The sequence below is a fragment of the Cytobacillus sp. C11.1 genome (assembly GCF_058145115.1).
The window spans coordinates 4,895,166-4,917,790 of record NZ_CM176935.1 but is presented as its reverse complement, the minus strand read 5'-3'; the positions used below and the strand labels follow the sequence as shown (position 1 = coordinate 4,917,790).

21 protein-coding genes, 2 pseudogenes and 1 riboswitch are annotated in these 22,625 nt (G+C 39.6%); of the genes and pseudogenes, 11 read left to right on the top strand and 12 right to left on the bottom strand.

Features of this window, described 5'->3' with window-relative positions:
* The first annotated feature begins 157 nt into the window (after nucleotides 1-157).
* A riboswitch (purine riboswitch) is annotated at nucleotides 158-259 on the top strand.
* 95 nt (nucleotides 260-354) lie between these two features.
* Together AC3ZVC_RS24450 and AC3ZVC_RS24445 are read left to right on the top strand one after the other, a co-directional pair.
* Nucleotides 355-1,650 carry an NCS2 family permease gene (locus AC3ZVC_RS24450; RefSeq protein ID WP_490065646.1) on the top strand — a complete coding sequence of 432 codons (1,296 nt, stop codon included), beginning with the start codon at nucleotides 355-357 and terminating at the stop codon, nucleotides 1,648-1,650.
* A gap of 230 nt (nucleotides 1,651-1,880) precedes the next feature.
* Complete coding sequence (locus tag AC3ZVC_RS24445) at nucleotides 1,881-2,792, top strand: cation diffusion facilitator family transporter (RefSeq protein ID WP_490065645.1); 912 nt, start codon at nucleotides 1,881-1,883, stop codon at nucleotides 2,790-2,792.
* A gap of 24 nt (nucleotides 2,793-2,816) precedes the next feature.
* Here AC3ZVC_RS24445 and AC3ZVC_RS24440 read toward each other — a convergent pair whose 3' ends face one another.
* Both AC3ZVC_RS24440 and AC3ZVC_RS24435 read right to left on the bottom strand, forming a co-directional pair.
* Nucleotides 2,817-3,137, bottom strand: coding sequence for an ArsR/SmtB family transcription factor (locus AC3ZVC_RS24440; protein ID WP_490065644.1), 321 nt, complete (start codon nucleotides 3,135-3,137; stop codon nucleotides 2,817-2,819).
* Between the two features lie 91 nt (nucleotides 3,138-3,228).
* Nucleotides 3,229-3,867 (bottom strand): hypothetical protein, encoded by a 639-nt coding sequence (locus AC3ZVC_RS24435; RefSeq protein ID WP_490065643.1) that lies wholly within the window; start codon nucleotides 3,865-3,867, stop codon nucleotides 3,229-3,231.
* A gap of 175 nt (nucleotides 3,868-4,042) precedes the next feature.
* On the opposite strand from AC3ZVC_RS24435, the gene AC3ZVC_RS24430 reads away from it, so the two are divergent.
* Both AC3ZVC_RS24430 and AC3ZVC_RS24425 read left to right on the top strand, forming a co-directional pair.
* Nucleotides 4,043-4,744: a winged helix-turn-helix domain-containing protein gene (locus AC3ZVC_RS24430; RefSeq protein ID WP_490065642.1), complete on the top strand. Its 702-nt coding sequence runs from the start codon at nucleotides 4,043-4,045 to the stop codon at nucleotides 4,742-4,744.
* Nucleotides 4,734-6,146: a sensor histidine kinase gene (locus AC3ZVC_RS24425; RefSeq protein WP_490068999.1), complete on the top strand. Its 1,413-nt coding sequence runs from the start codon at nucleotides 4,734-4,736 to the stop codon at nucleotides 6,144-6,146. Before AC3ZVC_RS24430 ends, AC3ZVC_RS24425 begins: the two co-directional genes overlap by 11 nt.
* A gap of 213 nt (nucleotides 6,147-6,359) precedes the next feature.
* Here the strand turns inward: AC3ZVC_RS24425 and AC3ZVC_RS24420 are convergent, their stop codons facing one another.
* From AC3ZVC_RS24420 to AC3ZVC_RS24405, 4 genes and pseudogenes are all read right to left on the bottom strand, one after another.
* A complete protein-coding gene (locus AC3ZVC_RS24420) occupies nucleotides 6,360-7,712 on the bottom strand; it encodes a hemolysin family protein (protein WP_490065641.1) in 1,353 nt (450 codons plus the stop codon).
* A 64-nt stretch (nucleotides 7,713-7,776) separates the two neighbouring features.
* Nucleotides 7,777-7,983 (bottom strand): MerR family transcriptional regulator, encoded by a 207-nt coding sequence (locus AC3ZVC_RS24415; protein WP_490065640.1) that lies wholly within the window; start codon nucleotides 7,981-7,983, stop codon nucleotides 7,777-7,779.
* 9 nt (nucleotides 7,984-7,992) lie between these two features.
* Nucleotides 7,993-8,178, bottom strand: a pseudogene (locus AC3ZVC_RS24410) (MerR family transcriptional regulator); the annotation flags it as partial.
* 268 nt (nucleotides 8,179-8,446) lie between these two features.
* Complete coding sequence (locus AC3ZVC_RS24405) at nucleotides 8,447-9,739, bottom strand: hemolysin family protein (protein ID WP_490065639.1); 1,293 nt, start codon at nucleotides 9,737-9,739, stop codon at nucleotides 8,447-8,449.
* A 198-nt stretch (nucleotides 9,740-9,937) separates the two neighbouring features.
* Here AC3ZVC_RS24405 and AC3ZVC_RS24400 point away from each other — a divergent pair.
* Nucleotides 9,938-10,054, top strand: a pseudogene (locus AC3ZVC_RS24400) (hypothetical protein); the annotation flags it as partial.
* 224 nt (nucleotides 10,055-10,278) lie between these two features.
* Here the strand turns inward: AC3ZVC_RS24400 and AC3ZVC_RS24395 are convergent.
* Nucleotides 10,279-10,821, bottom strand: a complete 543-nt coding sequence (locus AC3ZVC_RS24395; RefSeq protein ID WP_490065638.1) for a GNAT family N-acetyltransferase — start codon at nucleotides 10,819-10,821, stop codon at nucleotides 10,279-10,281.
* Between the two features lie 457 nt (nucleotides 10,822-11,278).
* Between AC3ZVC_RS24395 and AC3ZVC_RS24390 the strand changes: the two genes are divergently transcribed.
* Nucleotides 11,279-12,547, top strand: a complete 1,269-nt coding sequence (locus AC3ZVC_RS24390) for a dicarboxylate/amino acid:cation symporter (RefSeq protein ID WP_490065637.1) — start codon at nucleotides 11,279-11,281, stop codon at nucleotides 12,545-12,547.
* Nucleotides 12,548-12,590: 43 nt separating this feature from the next.
* On the opposite strand, the gene AC3ZVC_RS24385 is transcribed toward AC3ZVC_RS24390, so the two are convergent.
* Nucleotides 12,591-13,724 carry a histidine kinase N-terminal domain-containing protein gene (locus AC3ZVC_RS24385; protein ID WP_490065636.1) on the bottom strand — a complete coding sequence of 378 codons (1,134 nt, stop codon included), beginning with the start codon at nucleotides 13,722-13,724 and terminating at the stop codon, nucleotides 12,591-12,593.
* Between the two features lie 321 nt (nucleotides 13,725-14,045).
* On the opposite strand from AC3ZVC_RS24385, the gene AC3ZVC_RS24380 reads away from it, so the two are divergent.
* Both AC3ZVC_RS24380 and AC3ZVC_RS24375 read left to right on the top strand, forming a co-directional pair.
* Nucleotides 14,046-14,516: a helix-turn-helix transcriptional regulator gene (locus AC3ZVC_RS24380; protein WP_490065635.1), complete on the top strand. Its 471-nt coding sequence runs from the start codon at nucleotides 14,046-14,048 to the stop codon at nucleotides 14,514-14,516.
* A 24-nt stretch (nucleotides 14,517-14,540) separates the two neighbouring features.
* Nucleotides 14,541-14,930, top strand: coding sequence for a hypothetical protein (locus tag AC3ZVC_RS24375; RefSeq protein ID WP_490065634.1), 390 nt, complete (start codon nucleotides 14,541-14,543; stop codon nucleotides 14,928-14,930).
* 64 nt (nucleotides 14,931-14,994) lie between these two features.
* Here the strand turns inward: AC3ZVC_RS24375 and AC3ZVC_RS24370 are convergent, their stop codons facing one another.
* The gene (locus AC3ZVC_RS24370; RefSeq protein ID WP_490065633.1) at nucleotides 14,995-15,537 is read right to left on the bottom strand and encodes a universal stress protein; all 543 of its coding nucleotides are present in this window, start codon (nucleotides 15,535-15,537) and stop codon (nucleotides 14,995-14,997) included.
* A 516-nt stretch (nucleotides 15,538-16,053) separates the two neighbouring features.
* Between AC3ZVC_RS24370 and AC3ZVC_RS24365 the strand changes: the two genes are divergently transcribed.
* Both AC3ZVC_RS24365 and AC3ZVC_RS24360 read left to right on the top strand, forming a co-directional pair.
* Nucleotides 16,054-18,126, top strand: a complete 2,073-nt coding sequence (locus tag AC3ZVC_RS24365) for a transglycosylase domain-containing protein (protein WP_490065632.1) — start codon at nucleotides 16,054-16,056, stop codon at nucleotides 18,124-18,126.
* Between the two features lie 69 nt (nucleotides 18,127-18,195).
* Nucleotides 18,196-18,942, top strand: a complete 747-nt coding sequence (locus tag AC3ZVC_RS24360; RefSeq protein ID WP_490065631.1) for a class I SAM-dependent methyltransferase — start codon at nucleotides 18,196-18,198, stop codon at nucleotides 18,940-18,942.
* Nucleotides 18,943-19,118: 176 nt separating this feature from the next.
* Here the strand turns inward: AC3ZVC_RS24360 and AC3ZVC_RS24355 are convergent, their stop codons facing one another.
* Complete coding sequence (locus AC3ZVC_RS24355; protein WP_214728440.1) at nucleotides 19,119-19,442, bottom strand: HPr family phosphocarrier protein; 324 nt, start codon at nucleotides 19,440-19,442, stop codon at nucleotides 19,119-19,121.
* Nucleotides 19,443-19,665: 223 nt separating this feature from the next.
* On the opposite strand from AC3ZVC_RS24355, the gene iadA reads away from it, so the two are divergent.
* Nucleotides 19,666-20,838, top strand: a complete 1,173-nt coding sequence (gene iadA, locus AC3ZVC_RS24350; protein ID WP_490065630.1) for a beta-aspartyl-peptidase — start codon at nucleotides 19,666-19,668, stop codon at nucleotides 20,836-20,838.
* Between the two features lie 263 nt (nucleotides 20,839-21,101).
* Here the strand turns inward: iadA and AC3ZVC_RS24345 are convergent, their stop codons facing one another.
* Both AC3ZVC_RS24345 and AC3ZVC_RS24340 read right to left on the bottom strand, forming a co-directional pair.
* The gene (locus AC3ZVC_RS24345) at nucleotides 21,102-22,061 is read right to left on the bottom strand and encodes an IS3 family transposase (protein ID WP_490064306.1); all 960 of its coding nucleotides are present in this window, start codon (nucleotides 22,059-22,061) and stop codon (nucleotides 21,102-21,104) included.
* Nucleotides 22,058-22,363 (bottom strand): helix-turn-helix domain-containing protein, encoded by a 306-nt coding sequence (locus tag AC3ZVC_RS24340; RefSeq protein WP_490064307.1) that lies wholly within the window; start codon nucleotides 22,361-22,363, stop codon nucleotides 22,058-22,060. Before AC3ZVC_RS24340 ends, AC3ZVC_RS24345 begins: the two co-directional genes overlap by 4 nt.
* Nucleotides 22,364-22,625 lie beyond the last annotated feature (262 nt).

Genomic DNA, 22,625 nt, shown 5'->3' with positions numbered 1-22,625 from the left:
CCGAAAAAAGTAACATCGGGATCTCTTTTATAAAGCATAGGAATAAGGAGAATTCTCAGAATAAATTAAAGAATTGACCTCCATATATGAGTTTGCTAGAATAATCATCATTATATTAATATATTATAAGATTAGCTCGGGTGTCATAAATTCGGTTCTCTGCGCTTTTCTTATTACCTGTATATGTTCAGAAATAGGGTCTGAACGTTTCTACCAGGCTGCCGTAAATAGCTTGACTACAGGGGATGTAGCCTGTTTTTTATTTACATGCTATTTTCTTCTGTATTCTTTATGGGCAGCTTCGCATATTGCGGAGCTTTTTTTTTGGTTATTTAGAAGAAGGAGGGAGATTGTGTGTCATCATTTTTTCAGTTTTATGAAAGAGGAACATCATTCAAGCAGGAGACAATTGCGGGTTTAACCACCTTTTTGTCAATGGCTTATATATTAATTGTAAATCCTATTATTCTCAGCCAGGCTGGAATGGATAAGGGGGCAGTTTTTACTGCCACAGCATTGTCAGCTATTATAGGCTCTCTTCTAATTGGCCTGCTGGCCAACTATCCGATCGGAATTGCGCCAAGTATGGGCCTGAATTCCTTTTTCACCTTTTCTGTTTGCATCGGGATGGGCATCCCATGGCAAACAGCACTAACGGGTGTATTTGTTTCCGGAATTTTATTTGTGATTTTAAGTTTATTAAAGATAAGGGAAAAAATTATTAACATCATCCCAAAGGATTTAAAGCATGCAATTGCTGGCGGAATCGGCTTTTTTATCGCTTTTATCGGTTTGAAAAATGCCGGTCTGATTGTCGGCAATGAAGCCACGTTTGTTTCGATAGGCGATATTAAATCACCAGTTACACTACTCGCTGTCTTTTGTTTTATATTAAGCATTGTTTTAATGATCAGAGGCGTTAAAGGTGCTCTATTTTATGGAATGGTCATCTCTGCTGCTATCGGGATGCTTATGGATCTAATTGATAAGCCAGAAAAAATAATTGGTGCGATCCCAAGTCTTGAGCCAACTTTTGGAGAAGTGTTTTTGCATATTGATCAAATCTTTACTGCAGAGATGCTTGCCGTCATATTTACTTTCTTATTTGTAGCCTTTTTTGATACAGCTGGAGCATTGATTGCGATTGCCAGCCAGGCAGGGCTTATGAAAAATAATGAAATTCCAAATGCGGGGAAAGCACTGCTGGCGGATTCAAGTGCAACTGTAGTCGGTTCTGTATTGGGTACTTCTACCACTGCATCAATGATAGAATCAAGCTCAGGAATTGCGGCTGGAGGAAGAACCGGCTTTACCTCTGTGATTATCTCAGCTTGTTTTACAGTTGCGTTGTTTTTCTCCCCATTGCTGAGTGTAATTACAGCGGAGGTAACTTCACCGGCACTGATTATAGTAGGTGCATTAATGGCAATGGAGGTTAAGCATATTGATTGGGGCAAACTTGAAATAGCCATTCCGGCGTTTGTAACTATCCTGATGATGCCTCTAACATTTAGTGTAGCAACAGGAATCGCCTTGGGATTCATTCTTTACCCTATTACAATGCTGGCACTCCGTAAGCCAAAAGAGATTCATCCCATTATGTACGGACTTTGTATTGCCTTTATGGGCTATTTTGTTTATCTGGCATAAAATGAAGGCTGCCTGTTCATTCAGGCAGTCTTTTTTTGTTTGGCTCTGTTAATGCTTATTTTTTTTTTCAACCTCCAGCGGAAAATAGCAGGCAAATTTAACAGACCCTTTTGTTTTATTTTATGTAATTAGTCTAAATATAAAAGAAAGGCAGTAAAAAACATTGAACAATAGAACAATGTCATACATAATATATATGAGCATATATTCATATAAAAGGGGTGCAGAGGATGGGACACGGACATGGACATTCACATGATCACCATCATACAGGCAATAAAAAAGCTTTAATGTGGGCATTTTTTCTGATCGCTTCCTTTATGGTTGTGGAGGTAATAGGCGGTATTCTGACCAATAGCCTTGCGCTCCTATCGGATGCAGGACATATGCTGAGTGACGCAGCCGCACTGGGTTTAAGCTTTTTAGCCATAAAAATGGGGGAAAAGAAGGCTACAAGTTCGAAAACATTTGGATATAAAAGGTTTGAAATCATTGCAGCATCTATTAACGGAATAACACTTCTCCTGATTTCCTTTTATATTTTCTATGAAGCGTATCATCGTATTCTTGAGCCGCCGGCTGTTCAAAGCTTGGGAATGCTTGTTATCTCATCTATTGGCCTGCTAGTGAATATTGCTGCAGCCTTTATATTAATGAGAGGGGATAAGGATCACAACTTGAATGTCAGGAGCGCATTTTTGCATGTTCTGGGAGATTTGCTTGGTTCTGTTGGGGCCATTGCGGCTGCGCTTTTGATTTACTTCTTTGGCTGGGGTATTGCAGATCCGATTGCAAGTGTGATTGTGGCTATTCTGATTTTAATTAGCGGCTGGAGAGTTGTAAAGGAATCATTCCATATTTTAATGGAGGGGACTCCTTCCCATTTGGATCCTGAAGATATAAAAAAGAAGCTTCTTCAAGTTAAACATGTCAAGGGTGTCCATGATCTTCATATTTGGACGATTACATCGGGTTTCCCTTCTCTGAGCTGCCACCTTGTTATTGAACATACTGGAGGCCATGATGCTGTCCTTCATGAAGCGCAGTCTGTGCTTCATGACGAATACGGCGTTGAGCACAGTACTATACAGGTAGAGGGAGAGAAAGAAGGCTGTCCCGGCCATAGTGAGAGCTGCAATTAATGCTGCAGGTGACCGGACAGCTAATCAGGAATGCTGGGCATGTTCGATAGCCTGCTTTAATAAACTGATGACATGTTCATCGTCATGACTGTAAAAAAGAGTAGTTCCTTCACGGCGGAACTTTACCAGTCTAAGGTTTTTCAAAAAACGGAGCTGGTGTGATACAGTTGACTGCAAAAGGGAGAGTTTTTCTGCTATTTCATTTACCGAATACTCCCCGTGAAATAATAAATGCAAAATGCGCAGTCTGGTTGGATCAGATAAGGCTTTGAAAGTCTGGGAAACCATAAATAATGTTTCTTCATCTAAGCCGTCAGGGGACGGAAGCGGGTTTTCATCCCTCATAGTTAACACCTCCAATTAAATTATAATCCTGAATAAAAAAAAACAAAACCGCAGAGAAGGGGCCTCTGCGGTTTATTGCTGTAAAATAAGCTTACTCTCCCTTTTTAATATCTTCTTGGATTTTATCAACAAGTTTTCTCATTTCAGTATGGATTTGTTCTTTTTCAATATTTAGTTCTTTTTTTATCTCATGAAAAGACTTTCCCTGTTCCTTCATTTTTATTATCTCGTCTAAATCCTTGTTGGCCGCCTTAGCCATGGCTGAACCGGAAACGAGGAATCGTAAAGGTATTCCTTTATCAAGATAACCGTGTAATTCTTGAGCTGTCTTTCCTGAAAACTCTGAGACGTTTTTAAGGACAATGTCTTTATTTTTTTCAAGGAACTTATCCATGTGATGATGGTTTTTCTTAATTTTATTTAAATCAACTCCATAATGCTGGGCCGTTTTCTCCCAGGAGGAGCCATTCTTTTTATAAAAAGCTAATACCTCTTCAACCTTTTGATTTGAAAATTTGGCAATATGGGCTGCTATATAAATTTCTTTTTTCGGATACCCTTTCTCTTGCAGGCTTTTTAAAAGGGACTCATCAATAATGCGGTGAGTATGTTCGCCTTTTTGCTCTTGATTTGGTGTTTTGTCTTTTGGCAGCGTTTCTGCGTTCACTGAAAAGGCTGATCCAATTAAAAGAAAGCAAAAAGCCAATACTGTTAATAATCTTTTTTTCATGGTGTTAACACTCCTTTTCGAAATAATGCTTCGTTAATAGCATGTCCCAAGATATAGTGAAACCATGAATATATTTTCTAAAGAAAAAACCTAAAGGGACAGAGATATTCATTGAAAAAAAACATTAATTTCGATTTAATTTAAGGGAAGAAGATGTTCCGGGATGGTGTCGAAAATGAAAATTCTTGTTGTGGAAGATAACCAAAGTGTCTGTTCAATGCTTGAGATGTTTTTTATGAAAGAAGGGTATCAGGGAGTTTTTGTCCATGATGGCCAAGAAGGCTTTGTGCGGTTTAATAAAGAGAAATGGGATCTCATAATTGTGGACTGGATGCTTCCCATTATGGATGGTGTGACTCTATGCCGAAAAATCAGGGAGTTGAGCAAGGTGCCAATTATTATGCTCACGGCCAAGGATAGTGAATCCGATCAGGTTTTAGGGCTCGAAATGGGAGCTGATGATTATGTAACAAAGCCATTTAGCCCCCTAACGCTAATGGCAAGAATTAAAGCTGTCACAAGACGGTTTCAGGCCGAAACGGCTTCAGGAGAAGACAGCCAAACTATTTCCAGTGAATTTTTCAAAATCAGCAAAGAATCGAGAGAGGCGTATTATAATGGCCAGCTTCTCAGTAATCTGACACCTAAAGAGTTTGACTTGTTATATTATATGGTTAAACACCCAAAGCAGGTTTTCACAAGGGAACAGCTGCTTGATAGCGTCTGGGGATATCAGTTTTACGGGGATGAGCGGACAGTTGATGTACATATAAAACGTCTCAGGAAAAAGATAGGAACGGCAGAGCAGCCATATATCCATACAGTTTGGGGAGTTGGCTATAAATTTGATGAAACGGCAGCGGATGATGAAAATTAAATATTTTTATCAGCTGCTGATCAGCCACGTCAGTATTTTAATTTTGGCGTTCCTGTTATTAAGCCTGCTTTTCTCCCAGTTTGTTGAGAATTATATTTTCGAAAATAAAGTGGATGAATTAAATTCCTATGGAGAACGGATTTTAACAGATTTAACTGTCAGGATCGAAGGTAACGAGCAATTTTTAACTGAATACAGCCAGCTGCTGGACGCAAGAAATATTAAATATATTCTTTTTGACAATAAAGGCAGAGTCTTGTATCCGGAGTTAAAATCAGATCCGATGATTCAGCTGACGAATGATGAATGGGAGGAAATCTCAAAAGGGAAAAGAGTATCTGTCAAGCATGATATAAAACGTTTTGATCAGGAAGTAACTTTGGTTGCCCTTCCTTATATGCAGGGAGGCAGGCTCATTGGCGGCGTGCTGCTTTTATCGCCCATCACCGGCGCAATGGAAGTGGTAAGTCAGCTAAACAGATTTTTATTATATACCATCATTATTTCATTAACAGCTACTATTTTATTAAGCCTTGTTCTTTCCAAAAACCTGATCAAAAGGATTACGGATCTCCGGAATGCCGCCTCCATGATTTCTTCCGGGAATTATAATGTAAATGTCCCATATACATATAAGGATGAAATCGGTGATCTGGCCAAGGATTTTAATGAAATGGCAGCCAAACTAAAGAAATCAAATGAAGAAATTAAGCGGCTGGAAAATAGAAGAAGAAAGTTTATTGCCGACGTGTCGCATGAGCTGCGGACACCCCTCACTACAATCAGCGGATTGGCTGAAGGGATTAAGGATGGATTGATCCCGGAGGAGGATAAAGCCAAAGGAATGGTACTGATCGATCGGGAGGCAAAAAGGCTTATTCGGCTTGTAAATGAAAATCTTGATTATGAGAAAATCAGATCGAATCAGCTGCAGTTAAATAAAATGGATATTAATCTGATGGAAGCCCTTGAAATTGTAAAGGAACAACTTGAAATTCAGGCAGAGGAAAAAGGAAATAGGATTTATATAGAAGCTGATGAAGAAATTTCTGTTTATGCAGATTATGACCGTCTCATCCAAATTCTTGTCAATATTGTCAAGAACAGTATCCAATTTACGGAAAGTGGCAGCGTATTTTTAAGGGGGAACGAGAGCCCTGATGAAACCATTATTGAAATTGAAGATACGGGCATCGGGATTGACCCGAAGGAAATTGAATCCATCTGGCTGCGATTTTACAAGGCTGATTTATCCAGAACCAATCATTCTTTCGGTGAATTCGGCATTGGGCTTTCAATTGTTAAGCAGCTTGTCCAGCTCCATGAGGGAAAAATAATGGTGAGCAGTGAAAGAGAGAAGGGAACAAAATTTACGATTAGGATTCCGAGAGCGCAGGGCTAAATGGTGCAGCCGGCCTTTTGTGCATACAAAGAGCTATGTGTAGCCGAATTCCTTCGTACCCGTGGATGAAGAAAAGAGGAGAGAACGGGAACGTGGGCATCGGATTCTACCAAAGCACACAAAGAAACTCTATTAGCTTGCCTTTTCGTGAATAGGTAAGTGGACCATTAAAAAAAGGAACAGCTCCCAGAGGGCTGTTCCTTTACTAATATTTTATGACATGACCTGGGTCTCCGTTAAGGGCAATTTTTGCGCCGGAGCAGTTTCTGTTTCAGGAACTGCTGTTACCTCAATGTACTTAATATGGTGTTCCTCCATATCAAGGATTTTAAAGAGGTACTTTTCATGCTGGATTGTATCGCCCTGTTTAGCTTCATAATTTTCAGTCAGGATCCATCCGCCGATTGTGTCGACATCTTCATCATTGATATCAGTTCCAAGAAGGTCATTGACCTCGCTGACAAGAACTTTTGAATCAATAATATAGTGGCCCTCTTTTGTGTTTCGGACCATTGGCACTTCATCCATATCAAATTCATCACGGATTTCCCCGACAATTTCTTCAATAATATCCTCTACAGTTACGAGACCTGAAGTTCCGCCATACTCATCCATCAAAATAGCCATGTGGATTCGGTCCTTCTGCATTTTTAGAAGCAGTTCATGGATCGGAATGCTGTCAATGACTCTGATAATCGGACGTATATATGCTTCAAGTGTGCTTGAAGATAACTCTCGGTTCATGATCAGGTCTGTCATGACTTCTTTAATATTGACCATGCCGATAATATGGTCCTTATCTCCGTCTATAATTGGATAACGTGTGAATTTTTCTTCCTGAACGATTTGAAGAAAGTTTTCCAGTGTATCATCTTTAGAGAGTGAGACAATTTCTGTGCGCGGAACCATAATTTCTTTCGCGATACGATTGTCAAACTCGAAAATTTTATTTACATACTTAAACTCAGATTGGTTGATTTCGCCGCTTTCATAGCTCTCAGATAAAATAATGCGAAGTTCTTCTTCCGAATGGGCCAATTCGTGTTCAGAAGCGGGCTTTAGTCCAAACATGCTGGTTAAAAGACGGGCAGAGCCATTCAACGCCCAGATAATCGGATACATAATCCGGTAAAACCAAATTAAAGGACGCGATGTTAAAAGGGTAACGGCTTCAGCTTTTTGAATAGCCAGCGTCTTAGGAGCCAATTCGCCAACAACCACGTGAAGGAAGGTAATAAAAGCAAACGCGATGCTGAATGAAACGACTTGGGCAATCGAACCTGGTAAGTCGAACTGGTTAATCACAGGCCGAAGCAGATGTTCAATCGTCGGTTCACCAAGCCAGCCAAGGCCAAGGGCGGTTATCGTGATTCCAAGCTGGCAGGCTGAAAGGTATTCATCCAGGTTTGAAATTACTTTCTTGGCAGCAATTGCATTTTTATTGCCTTCTTCTATTAATTGATCAATTCTTGAACTTCGTATCTTTACGATGGCAAATTCCGAAGTTACGAAAAAAGCCGTTAAAGCAATTAAAATGGCTATAAAAACCAAGTTTAATATGTCCAAATAAGTTCCCCATATCCCGCTAGAAACGGGCAGGGTGTCACCTCCTGATAATGTGAAAATGGGATTAGCTTGTCAGGCTGGAAAGGGAACGGAGCAATGCAATGCTTTCAACTGTCAGCTTCTTGGAAAGGCCATCCTTCTGTTCTTCATCCAGTGTATTAATTAGCGGCATGAGAACGGATATTTCCTGGTGAAGCTGCTTCATTTGCAGTGTGACTGCGTCAATGTGCTTTTCAACATCCCCTGTACGTATCTCCCTTTTCGTCTTCATTTCTAGTTTTCTTTTAATCTCTTCAAGCGGAAGATGCAGTTTTTTGCATTCTTCAATAAATCTTAAATCAGACAGTACATCTTCAGAATATATTCGGTAGTTCGATTTTGAGCGTTTCGCTTTTATAAGGCCAATGCTAGTATAATAGTCAATTGTTCTTTTAGATACATTAGCAATACTTGCTAATTCGCCGATACGATAGTAAGCCCCATCATATCACCTCTGCTTTTGGTTACTTATATCTCACCAGAGTACCGCTCCGTATAGAGATATAGTTAGAATTAATTATACTTTAGCCCAAACCATACAGTCAAACGTAGCAGTTTGGAAAAAAGGGTTACTTTTATTTTATGAGAAAATGAGTAAAATATGAAATAAAAACATTCGGAAAAATTAAAAAATGCTTTCACCTTAAGTTCCAGGAGAAAAATATCAGACCCTGGAACCTATGCAAAAGCAGCTGTTAAGTTTTTATGACTTCGATATACGATATATGGTGGCCTTCTATTTCTTGAATAATAAATTTGTAGCCCTCTTCTTCCACAAAGTCCCCCTGAACAAGATCATATTTTTGAGTCAGGATCCAGCCTCCAATTGTATCTACATCCTCTTCGCTAAGATTAGTGCCAAGGAGGTCATTTGCCTCCGAAATCAACAGCTTTGCATCCAGGATAAAATGGCCTTCATCCATTTTCTGTACAAGCGGGAGTTCGTCTGTGTCAAATTCGTCACGAATTTCACCAACTATTTCTTCAAGGATGTCCTCAACTGTGACCAATCCGGCTGTTCCGCCATATTCATCCAGGAGAATAGCCATATGTGATCGATCTTTTTGCATTTTTAAAAGTAAATCATGAATGGGAATGGTTTCAATAACCCTTATAACAGGCTTAATATACTGCAACAATGGTTTTTCGCCTTCACATTGTTTCCTTACACAATCTGTTAATATTTCTTTGACATTAATAATGCCCAATATATTATCCTTATCACCCGAAGTGATGGGATATCTGGTATATCGCTCATCCAATATGACGTCCAGTATTTCCGATAAAGTGGATTCCTCGGGAAGACTGACAATCTCGGTTCTTGGAACCATGATTTCTTTTGCTACCCGGTTATCAAACTCAAAAATCCGGTCAACATATTGAAACTCTGAAGGGTTGATTTCACCGCTCTTTAAGCTTTCGGATAAAATGATGCGAAGTTCTTCTTCGGAATGGGCCATTTCATGTTCGGACACAGGCTTAAGTCCGAAAAGCCCAGTGACAATCCTTGCTGAACCATTTAGTATCCAAATAAAGGGATACATAATTCGATAAAACCATATTAATGGCTTTGAGAAAGTTATCGTTATAGCCTCTGCTTTTTGAATGGCAAAAGTTTTCGGCGCAAGCTCTCCAATTACCACATGCAGAAAAGTCACAACAGCAAACGCAATAACAAAAGAAAGAATATGGGTAATGGATGCCTGCAGGTTCAAGCTTTCAAAAACAGGCCGCAGCAGCCTTTCAATGGTGGGCTCTCCCAGCCAGCCAAGGCCCAGTGCTGTAATCGTTATTCCAAGCTGGCAGGCAGATAAATATTCTTCCAGATTGCTGATGACCCGTTTCGCTGAATGAGCTTTGGCGTTTCCTTCAGCAATCAGCTGATCAATCCGTGAAGTACGAACCTTTACAATGGCAAATTCAGAAGCAACAAAAAAGGCAGTTAAAGCGATTAAGAAGAATAATAACAATACGTTAAGGATAGTCATATTAAATCCTTACATGATATGTAAGGGCCTGCACCTCCTTTATAATGTACTTTTCCCTTTATTCATGGATTTTACAAATAGATACGCTTAAAAAGCTTTGTTTACCATGAAACTACCCTTATATAGGAGAAAGATAACAATAGAAGGGGCAAAAAGCTAAAAGATGTCACAAGAATTTCTTGACAAACTGAATTTGAGGAAGAGCACTCTAATGCTGTTATTTCCAGCCTTGTGATAATAGTGATTCCTTTGCCGGGAAGGCATTTGCAGAGCTTTTTGAGAGTTACAAAAAAAGGCGGTTATATATTATTTTGATAAGTTTGCACCTGAGAAGTGGAAACTGCCGCTAATAAAAATGCTTATCAGACCTTTGTTTTCTTTTTTGAGCAAGATATTGGGCTGAAAGGTAACGAAACCAAGAGAGGTGGTGTTTAACATTGTGTGGGATGAGCCTGTAATGTTCAATGGGTATGTATCGGAAAATAAAGAAAGTTGCAAGAACCATCATGAAAAAGAAGCCTGCAGAGAGGCTTCCTTAATTAAAAATTCCATTCTCTTGCAAGCATTCCGTACACAGCAAGGTCATGATATCGATTATAAAGAAGCTCCCCATCTCGGATAATTCCTTCTTGTTTAAACCCGAGCCTTTCAGGAATCGCCCTGCTTTTCAAATTTCTAACTCCACAGCGAATTTCGACCCTGTTTAATTTTAAATCAATAAAAGCGTGATTAACCATGGCCTGTACACTGCGCGTCATGATTCCCTTTCCTTCAAAGCCTTTAGCCAGATAATACCCGATGCTAGTCTGCCCGTTGTGCCAGTCAATCTGATGATACCCAATTGAGCCTGCAAGCCGGCCCCGATAACGGATGCCAGCGTTAAAGCCATTGTTATCAGCAAATTGTTTCAGCCACATTGGAATAATGGAGTGATACTGGACTGGCGATGCCATGTTATCCACCCAGGGCAGCCACTCCCTTAAATGCTTGCGGTTGCTATCGACTAGATTGAAAAGATCTTCGGAGTGGTGTAGCTGAAACAATTGCAATTCAATATCCTTATCTACTTTTAAGGAAAACACAGGCAACTCTCCTTCTTTTTTTATTTTTGCTCTGTTAAATTTCCTGTTTGATATTGGCACCCTGTTGATTGGAAAAGAAGCGCAGATCCTCGAAAATGCATGCGCATTTCCTTAGTGCGGTGTTGATTCAAGGATGCTGATTCAACGTCCAGCAGGAGAATCGAGTCCAAGGGGAGACCCCGCAGTCCATAGGCGCCGTTGGGGCTCCCGACCGCCATTGGTTCGCTTGAGTGCCCTGGAGTGGAAGCCAATAGGCAAGTTTAACAGAATCTTTTATTTAAATAGTTCTATAATAATAGGAAATTTTAAAATAATACATAGATTTTTAGGAAAATAATAAAAAACTTATTCTTCCAGAGAATTGTGAGTTTCAAGAAGAAATTATCCGGGTATAATTCCTGAAAATATTTTGTCTTAAATAATATTTTTTTAAATTATATTAACGGAGGTATATCCTATGAAGCTCACAACAAAAATTATTCTGGGCTTAATTTTGGGTGCCATAACAGGCTTGGTGTTAAATATGGCAGCACCTGAATTATTTACAACAGCAGATACATGGCTATTTGGCCCTCTTGGTAAGATATTCATCAATTTAATCAGCATGCTTGTTGTACCGATTGTATTATTCTCAATCATTCTGGGTGTAGCAGGTTTGGGCGATCCGAAAAAACTTGGCCGAATTGGTGCTAAAACAATTGCCTATTTCCTTTCCACGACAGCGATTGCCATTATTATCGGGATTTCACTCGCTTTAGTCATTAAGCCTGGTGAAATGGGGAAATTTGATACTTCCGGGGCAGAATTCAAGTCTGAAGAAGCACCGCCTGTCAGTGAGACATTATTGAATATTATTCCAGTAAACCCTTTTGAGGCATTAACTTCTGGAAATATGCTCCAGGTTATTGCTTTTGCTATATTTGTTGGTTTTGCTCTTACTGCATTAGGCGAGAAAACAAAAGGCATCCTAAATCTGGTTGAGCAAGGAAACGAAATTATGATGTTCCTGGTTAGCATTGTGATGAAATTTGCTCCATACGGAACCTTTGGGCTGATTGCCTCTGCAATTGGCAGCCAGGGGCTGGATGCTATAAAGGCAATGGGCATTTATATGCTTGTTGTTGTGGGAGCATTATTTTTCCATGCTATTGTCACCTATGGATCAGCAGTATATTTTCTGGGAGGCAGAAACCCTATTTCTTTCTTTAAAGGATTTGCTCCTGCCATGGGAGTGGGCTTTAGTACTTCAAGCAGTAATGCGACTCTTCCAATTTCGATGGAAACTGCCCAAAAAAATCTCAAAGTTCCCGAATCGGTCAGCAGCTTTGTGCAGCCTCTTGGGGCAACGATTAATATGGATGGAACCGCCATTATGCAAGGGGTTGCCACCATTTTTATTGCCCAGGTGTACAACACAGATTTAACGATTGGGCAATTGGCAGCGGTTGTTCTCACTGCTGTATTGGCAAGCATTGGAACAGCAGGTGTTCCGGGTGTAGGCTTGATTATGCTGGCCATGGTTCTCCAATCTGTTAACCTTCCTGTGGAGGGGATTGGCTTGATTCTCGGAATTGACCGTTTGCTGGACATGATCCGTACTTCTGTTAACATAACTGGTGACGCTTCATGTGCAGTTGTAGTGGCAGAAACGGAAAGAAAGCGGACCCTCAAGCTTTCTGCCGGAAAAAAGAAAAAGTCCTACAAAACCTCCATAAATGAAATATAAAATAAAGGCTGACTCCTAATTAAGGAAGTCAGCCCTTTGTTATTTAATCAGCTTTTTGTTCAATAATCGGCAGGAGTATGCTGAACACAGTCCGATCGGGGTTAGAGTCACATGTAAGTTTACCTTGATGTTTTTCAATTATTTCCCTGCAAACAAATAATCCAAGTCCGGTTCCAAGAGTTTTTGTCGTTACAAATGGCTCGAATATGGAAGAAACAAGATGGTCGGGAATACTCGGACCGTTGTTAGCGATATCAAGTTTAATTTGCCTGTTTCCCGTTAACTTGCTTTTAATTTCAATTACAGGATCGCTTCGGTATTGGGTTAGGACATCGATTGCATTAAAAATGATATTAATTAATACCTGGCGGATTTCATCTGCATAGCCTTTCAGGTAAATTTCCTGCTTTAAGTCCTGCAAAATTTTGACCTTCCCGTCCAAAATGCTTGGGTACAAAAAAATCAGCACTTCTTCTATTAATTCATTTAAGGAAAAAGTGATTTTTTCCTTTCCAATCAATTCCTTTTTGGAAAGAAGCAAAAATTGTGATATTCGAAAGTTCAATTGTTCCAGTTCATTTGAAATGATGTCCAAATATTTCATATTTGGATGTTCGGATTTCAGCAGCTGGATAAAACCCTGTACGGAAGTAAGCGGGTTTCTGAATTCATGGATAAAGCTCGATGTCATTTGCCCCAGCAGAGTTAATCTGTCCTTATGGGTAGAATCGATAAATTGGGTTTTTTCTTTGATAATCTGGTCTTTAGCATCCGTATATCTTGAAACTGCATGATATAAAAATTTATCAAAGCAATAACTGATTTTTTCATGATATTCCTGCAGTTCATGGTAGCTAATATCGGCATGGTTCAAAAATTTTTGAACGATTGAACGGCCGATGTTCACATTGTGAACAAAGTCTCCAATGTTTATTTCAGCTTTAACACGCTGTTCGGCAACAGAGTATGCGAGCTGCTGAATATATATTTCCAGATCATTCTCATTCCTTAGCAGGAACTGGATAACAAGATTGAACATCGCATCGCCGTTGTCTCGAATCTGTTCTTTATATGGATCATCGTCTGTGATGAGAACTTTATTCTTCCATTCACTCAAAATGGTTTCTCTCTCGCTAAGCAATAGTTCCAATACGACATCATTTGTTTCGATTGCCATTTTTACCTCCACTCTTTCACAAAAAAACAGTCTATTCCATAGATTTCGCTAGAATGCGGCAAAATCCTTTGTGAATTTTATGGAAAATTAAAGCAGCCTTTATAATTTCAGCTCTAACTTTCCAGTTGTGCTACAAAGAACTCCTGCTCTTCTATATGCCATACAGCTAAAGGGAATGAGCATATAAAGTAAATGAAAAAACTGACATAAACTGCTGAGCAAAACAGCAGTTTATTTTATTTGAAATTTTGCCACTATTTCTTTTATAATAAGATAATCAGGTGTAAATTTACACCATAAATGAAAAGGAATGAAGCTGCATTGACAAGAGATGAAATTATATTAAAGGTATCTGATAAAATCCGCTTAATCCGTACGGAAGCAGGCTATACACAAGATAAGATGGCAGAAATAATTGGAGTTTCAAAGAAGACCCTTGTACAAATTGAAAAAGGGAGAGCAGAAGCAGGCTGGTCAACTGTTGTCGCTGTTTGTGCTTTGTTCCGGGAAACTGAAACAGTCAGATTTCTTTTTGGAAATGAACCGCTTGAGGTTTTGGAAACGGTTGCCAGAGAGGGGATCGATTATAGGAAGGAAAAGACGCTTGGAGGTAAAATCTGGTGGCGTGAACTAAAGAGAAGCAATGGTTTAATTCTTCAGCAGAATATAATCAGCCAGCATTACCGGATCATTGACCAGGATCATTTCCGCATCTACAGCAGTTTTGATGAAGCTTCCTCGAAAGAACGGTTTGAAGAATTGTCTGCAGAAAATGGTGGCCTTTTGGGCTAATAGTATAGTTTCGGAGGGGTGAAGATGGCTCCAAACATCGCGCTTTTCCTCATTTACCCGCTTTCGGCAATTGTGATTGCCGCAACTTTTAAAATTGTGTTTCGCGGCTCTAGCAAGGCTAATGGCTGGATCATTCTCTTAATATATATCCTTTCCAATTTAGGAATCTATCTGTTTGTGGAGGGAGCCTTTGCAAAAGGGCCGCTTATTAAGGAATTACTCAAGCTTGGACTGTTTACAGACTTAAAGTTCCGGCAATGGATAGATATATTTTTGGTGCCTAATACATTCACCTTTCTATACATAGGCATAAGCTTTTTATTTCTTTGGGGATATGACAGAATTCAAGCTGAAGCGCGTAAAATACGGATGAAGCATGACAGATTATCTCACAGCAAAAAAGAAGCACTATAGGACCGTTTCATAAAAGAAGCAACCTTTATCAGGCTGCCTCTTTTATTGAAATGGCTAATCTGTATTAAAGCCTCTTCGGATTTTCCTTATCTTTGGCAATCAGCACCGGACATGGAGCGTTTCGTGCGATCTTGGCACTTGTGCTTCCAAGAAACATTCTTTTAATTCCCCCTTTACCGGAGTTCCCGACAATAATCAAATCTGCATCTTCCACAGCAGCATAGTCACAAATGCTATCGGCAGGGCTTCCTTCGAGAACATCATACTTGGCATTAATATTGTACGGTTCAATTGATTCCCTTGCGTTGTAAAAAGCTTTGTCGACACTGTGTGTAACTTTTGCATGTGTGGTGATATTTGATTCATCGTGGTATACTGGCAGCGGAGGAATCTGAATCCCTTCAAGCAAATAGCCGTTCGTTCGAACCGGCTCTACGACCTTTTCATTACTAACAGGAATATTTTCAATTTTTTCTTCAAAAACCTGGGCAACCAGCAATTGGGCATTATGATTTTCTTTCACTAAGCTAATAGCTAAATTTAAAGCTTTCTTGCTTCCTTCTGTATCATCATAACCAACTACGATTCGGTTAAACTGTAAACTCATTATCGATCATCCTTTCGTGAGGAATAAAAATGAAGTTACCTATTGTATATATACCCGCCTGCACAAAAAACAATCTTCACACAGTCAGACCGGAATCCGCATATTATTTTAAAGCCCCCAAAAAAACCAGGGGAGCCGCGAAAATTATTAGTAATACTTTGAATTGGTGCAGGAGTATCAGAAATAAAAGCGAAATTTACTGTACAACTATAGCATTGGAATAAGGAAAGCATTCGATCTCTTCGATTGCTTTTTTTTATGAAAGTTCTACTTTTTTCAACAAAGTTGTGTAATAGCTGTTTTTTTGGGGTAAGTGTATATGTCAGGCATATTTCTGTTTACCGATTTGGGAATAAAATACTATATGAAAACTTTATCTTTGCAGTTATCCTGAAATCCGTATAGACTGATAGCTGCCTAATTAGGCAAGGTTCAAATTTGGATCAAAAAACTGGGATTCGCTTCCATACATATGAACCCAGTAAAAGCTTTATAGTAAGAGAAATTGGAGGACTTATGAGCAAGAAAACTTCATTTATTAACAGATTTCAATCAACATGGCAAAAGCTCCACTTAACGCAAGTATCTATATTACTGGCATCCACATTGGTTTTAGCATTCCTTAGCTTCGTTTATTTTTCATACAAAGATGCAGATATAAGTGCTCTTGAAGCCGGATTGGCGCAGTCTACAATCATTTATGACGCTGATGGAGAAATCGCCAGTAAAATTTCGGCAAATAAAAACGAGGGAGTTTCGATTGACCAAGTTCCGGATCATATGAAAAATGCTGTCATTGCCATTGAAGATCACCGTTTTTATGAACATGGAGGAATTGATTTAAAGGGAATAGGCAGAGCATTTTTCACTAACATGAAGGCTGGGGAGATCGTTGAGGGTGGAAGCACGCTTACCCAGCAGCTGACTAAAAATGCCCTTCTGTCGTCTGAGAAAACCTACAAGCGAAAATTGGAAGAATTCTTTCTAGCGCTGGAAATTGAAAAGGAATATAGCAAAGATGAAATTTTACAAATGTATCTTAACCAGGTTTATTTTGGAGAAGGGGCTTGGGGCATTAAGCGGGCTGCTATGAAATACTATGCAAAAGATGTTCAGGACCTGACTGTAAGCGAAGCAGCGTTGCTTGCAGGGTTGGTAAAGGCTCCTTCAGCAATTAATCCATATCAAAGTGAAGAGAAGGCAATTGAACGAAGAAACTTAGTTCTGGATCGAATGAAGGAACACAACTTCATTTCTGAAAAGGAATGGGAAATAGCGAAGAATGAAAAGCTTGTTTTTGATGACAGCGGCGGTGATCCTTTAAAGGGGAAATTCCCTTATTATGTAGATGTTGTGCTGGAGGAAGCTATAGAGAAATATGATCTTTCACTCGATGAGCTGCTTAGCGACGGTTATCAAATCTACACTGAATTGGATCAGGAGATGCAAAGAAGTGTAGAAGAAACTTATAATAATGATGCCCTATTCCCTCAAGGTACTGGCGATCAATTGGTGCAGAGCGGAGCCATCCTGCTTGATCCTCAAAATGGCAGCATCCGTGCTCTTGCTGGCGGCAGGGGTGAGCATACTCTTTTAGGCCATAACCGTGCAGTTCATGCGGTAGGACAGCCTGGATCAACCATGAAGCCAATCGTACCTTATACAGCTGCCCTGGAAATGGGATGGAATATAGAAGACGAGCTAAAAGATGAAAAAATGACTTTTGGAAAAGATTATGAGCCAAACAACTATAATGGGCAATTCCGCGGGAATGTTCCAATGTATGAAGCTGTCAAGGACTCTTTAAATGTTCCTGCAGTGTGGCTCCTTAATGAGATAGGTATGGAAAAAGGGGTAGATGCTGCAAAGCGATTTGGAATACCTGATGAAGCCATAAACCGGAATCTCGCGCTTGCGCTGGGAGGCACGAGTGAGAATGTCTCACCATTAACAATGGCTCGGGCGTACGCTGTCTTTGCAAATGGCGGTCAAAGGCCGGAAGCTCACGCCATTACCAAAATAGTAGATAAAGAGGGCGAGACAGTTGCAGAATGGAAAGGAAAGAATACAAGAGTTATATCTAAGGAAGTAGCTGATAAAGTTACGACCATGCTGCTGGGAGTTGTCCAGCATGGTACCGGTAAGGCTGCTCAAATTCCCGGGAGAGAAGTAGCAGGAAAAACAGGCAGCACACAAATGACAATAGAAGGAATAGACGGGGTTAAAGACCAATGGTTTGTCGGGTATACACCACAGCTTGTTGGTGCAGTTTGGGTAGGGCATGATAAAACAGATGCAAATAACTACCTTACTACATCCAGCAGTGAGGGAACAGCGCCAATATTCCGGGAAATTATGTCAGGAGCCCTTAAGAATCAGGAACCTGAGTCATTTAATGTTCCTCAAGTTGCTGCACTTATGGAGCAAAGACAAAGGGAGCAGCAAAGAAAAGCTTGGGAGGAAAACATTAAAAAGGAAGCAGAGAAGATAAAAGAAAAAATTGAAAAAGAAAAAGAAAAATGGAAAAAGAAATGGAATAAAGAGAAAGAAAAGGGTAAAGGAAAAGATAAAGAAAAGAAGAATGATTAATAGTATGAATCTTCAGAGTACGGTTGAAAAGCTGTACTCTTTTTTATAACCATTGGGAGGTCATACAAAATGGCACAAAAGTTCTATGATGAATTGGCAGGAGAATATCACTTTATTTTTAAAGACTGGGATCATTCCATAGATCGACAGGGGGACGTTTTTGCAAGGCTGTTAACCGCAGAAGGTGTGAAGGATTCTTCCCGTATTTTGGATTGCTCATGTGGTATTGGTACACAGACATTGGGACTTGCTAAAAAAGGATACAAAATAAGCGCCTCGGATATTAGCAGCAAATCGATTGAACGTGCGAAGAGTGAAGCTAAATTGAGAAACCTGAATATCCCATTTGTTCAGGCTGATATGCGGGCATTGTCATCTGTTTTCTCCGATCCGTTCCAGGTTATTCTTTCAATAGATAATGCCCTGCCGCATCTGTTGACTGAAGAGGAGTGTGCATCGGCATTTTCAGAGATTTATCGTCTTCTTAAACCGGAGGGAATCTTTCTTTATTCCATCCGGGATTACGATGAAATTCTTAAAACTAAGCCAGCTTCCACTTTGCCAGCGCAAAGGCATAATACGATAACATTTCAGCTTTGGCAGTGGCATAAAGAAAGTAATATTTATGATTTAAAGCATTTTACCATGCTGCAAAAGGAAGGTGAATGGACAGTATCCGAGAGGGTTTCACAGTACCGTGCCTATAAAAGGCATGAGCTGGATGAACTAGCAATAAAAGCGGGGTTTAAGCGTGTAAAATGGCTCTTTCCGAGAGCAACAGGATTCTATCAGCCGATTGCAATTGCCTATAAATAAAATAAAAAAAAGGCCTGGAGTCCAGACCTTTTTAACAGTTATATATGAATTAGAATAACCAGCTAATTAAAGCGCCGATTACAACAATAGCTCCAACAACCATAAAAATAGTGCGTATCATTCAAATTCACCCCGTTCCATTTCAGATAAACAATTTGTATAGTTTATATAGTTAGTTAGATTTGAATTGTTTCGGAAGAATTGATGAAGCGTTTTTCTGTCATGCGCAGCACTGAAATATGGCTTGTACACATATCCTTAATCTTTTCAAGGTGGTCCTGCACTTCATTTCCTTCTACAATAATTTTTAGTGTCGTTTGCGGTTTAACAGTCAGCAGAAATGAAACCAATTTGGACAAGTTTGAGGCATCTACAGCTTTATGCTTGCTGTATAAATATGTAGTGCCTTTAAATTGTTTTGATGCCTGATAGATTTCCAGCATTTTCTTCATTGTAAATTTATTTTGTACAAGAACGTTGGTAGAAATAATTTCTTTCATTTTTAAAATCTCCTTTTAAAAGTTTTTATATTAATCGATTAATAGGTGATGTCGTTTGTACTAGGAATTTACCCAGGGGGGAGAAAAGGTAAACCACACATCAACAAAGTGTGAATAATTACCTGTTCTTTTTCCAATTAACGGTATAGATGGCAAGGGTTGCACTGGAAGGCGGTCAATAGATAAGATAGTAGTAGCAGTTGATATTTAGAAGGGAGAAATCATGCTAACTCTCATAAAAAATGCAGAAGTTTATGCTCCTAAATATTTAGGGAAAAAAGATCTTTTAATCGTTAATGAAAAAATCGGTTTTATTCAAGATTCCATACAAAAACCCGAGGGCTTCGTTGATATCGAAGTAGTTGAAGCAGAAGGAAAGATTGCGGTTCCAGGTTTTATTGATTCCCATGTCCATATTATCGGAGGAGGCGGGGAAGGCAGCTATAAAACACGGACTCCCGAGATACAGCTGACAGATGCTACCTTATCAGGCATCACTACTCTGGTAGGGGTTATCGGGACAGACGGAACAACGAGGGCGATGGCTAGCCTAGTTGCGAAAGCAAGAGGTCTGGAGGAAGAAGGCATTACCTGCTATGTACAGACCGGCTCTTACCAGGTCCCAGTAAAGACACTGACAGGCAAGATTGAGGATGATCTTATCTTGGTTGATAAAATTATTGGGGTTGGGGAAATAGCTATTGCTGATCATCGTTCATCGCAGCCAACAGTTGAAGAAATGTCCAAAATTGCCTCTGCAGCACGGATCGGCGGCATGCTCTCCGGCAAATCTGGAATCGTGAATGTCCATGTTGGAGACAGTTATGATCACTTGAAACTCATTGAAGAAGTAGTGGAAAAAACGGATATTCCAATCAAGCAATTTTATCCAACGCATATTAACCGCAATCCTCATTTATTTGAAGAGGGCATTCGCTTTGCCAAAAAAGGCGGCTTTGTCGACTTTACGACAAGCAGCATTCCGAAGTTTTTTGAGGAAGGGGAGGTTAAATGCAGCGTTGGCTTCAAAAGGATGCTTGATGAGGGAGTACCAATTTCGCAAATTACTTTTACCTCTGATGGACAAGCCAGTCTGCCGGACTTTAATGAACATGGAGAGTTAATCGGGCTTCAAATCGGCAAAGTCTCCACACTTTATAATGAAGTCCGGGATGCAATTTTAAATGAGGGTGTATCCATTGAAGATGCAATATCTGTTATTACTAAAAACCCGGCTTCCATTTTAAAGCTTCATCGCAAGGGATCAGTAGAGGCAGGAAAGGATTCAGACCTGGTGCTATTAAATAAAGACGATCTGTCAATCCATTCTGTATTTGCCCTCGGCAGGAAAATGGCTGAGAATGGAGAAGCGCTTGTTAAAGGGACATTTGAATAAAAACGAGAGGGCTTGGACTGTAAAGGTTCAAGCTTTTTTATAAGGTTTCGGTTTGGCCGGTAAAAAACGTGGAGTCGGCTTGGCCCCCTAATTTCGGACACATACTCGACTTTTCTTGTCTATTCACAGTTTTTTATTTTTTCTATCCTTCTTCACTTTTTGCATAATAGATGATTGCACTCAAGCGTCAAGCCCACTACGCTTGACCCTTTCGCTTCATCATCTATGAGCGGTTTAAGTGAAGAAGGAGCACCTTTGCGATGCTATAAGCTAATCGCCATTTCTTCTGTATTTCCTAGCTCTTTATATAAATCATGAAACTCAAGAGGGGCCCTGTAATTCAAACTCCCATGAAATCTTCGCAAATTGTAAAACTCCATAAATTCATCTATCCGAAAATAGGCCTCCTCAAAGCACTCAAAAGTATACCTACGGTAACACTCCCGTTCAATCACACTGTGAAATGATTCAATGAATGCATTTAAGTTAGGAGATTTAGGTGGGATTCTTTCATGGTATATCTTGTTTTCCGCACAAAACTCCCCGAAGTGATAACTGACAAATTGAGGGCCATTATCGGTTCTTATAATGATACTATATTCATCTTTTTCGTTAGATTTATAAACCTGCCGAGTCTTTAATGCCTCTTTAAGCATGTTTGTAATATCTTTTGCTTGGCACTTTGAACCTCGATAATATCCAACGATACTCCGGTCAAATACATCAATGGCACTAGCCAGAAAAAAGAACCTTCCACTCTTCTCAATGGATCCGTACTTAATGTCTAGCTGCCATAGTTGATTAGGCTGCGTGATCATATGCTGTTTAGCCATTCTTCTGGGGAATTTTGATTGAGCAATTCGTTTCGGTAATAGAATATCTAACTTCGCACATAACCGGTAAACCTTCTTTTTATCAATCACAAGGTTATGTTGTTTTTGAAGGTAATGAGTCAGCTTCTTATACCCGTAAATTCCTTCTTCTCCTTCGATGGCTTCCATCAAAAATTCTTCTATCTGCTCGTCTGGAATTTTTTCTCCTGTGTTTGTCAAAGAATACCCCGGAAAAGGTCTTCCTCTTTTGACATCTGTAGATGTCTTTTCCTTATTCTGCTCGTAATAGTACATGGATCGAGAAACCTCCAATGCTTTCATCGCCCTATTAATAGGGAAGCCTTCAGATACCCAAAGCTCAACCTCTGCCAAACGCTCCTGTACGGTCACTCTCTTTTTTTTAATAAATTCTTTAACATAGCTACTTCAAGTTCTTTTTCTCCAAGAAGCTTCATGGCTTGTTCGTATTTTTCCATTAACTCATCCTTAGAAGGATCTTCAGAAAGCCTCACTGTACCTTCATTATCCATCAAGTCCTGAACTTCATCTTCATAGGTTCTCATCCAGGCTCTTAAAGTTTCTCTTGAAATACCTGCTTTACGGGCAATGGAAGAAATGTTCCCTGTCTCTATAGCCATCCGAACATATTTCTTCTTAACATCTTCAATAATATCAATTCTTTGTTTGGGCATTTGGACACTCCTTTCCTCATAGAATCCTTACCTCTAGTTTACTTTTTCCAGTAGGTTCGTGTCCAAATGATTAAGGGGTCCTAAAAGGAGTTGACGATATTTTTGATAAAGTTGATGATTTATTGGCTTAGTTGATGATATATAGCCGCAGTTGAGGATATTTCTCCTAAAGTTGATGATAAAGTCCTTTCCCGCTGGTAAAATAGATCAGTTTGAATAGCAAAACCTTACACAATCTTTAATAATGATGTAAATCTCACAA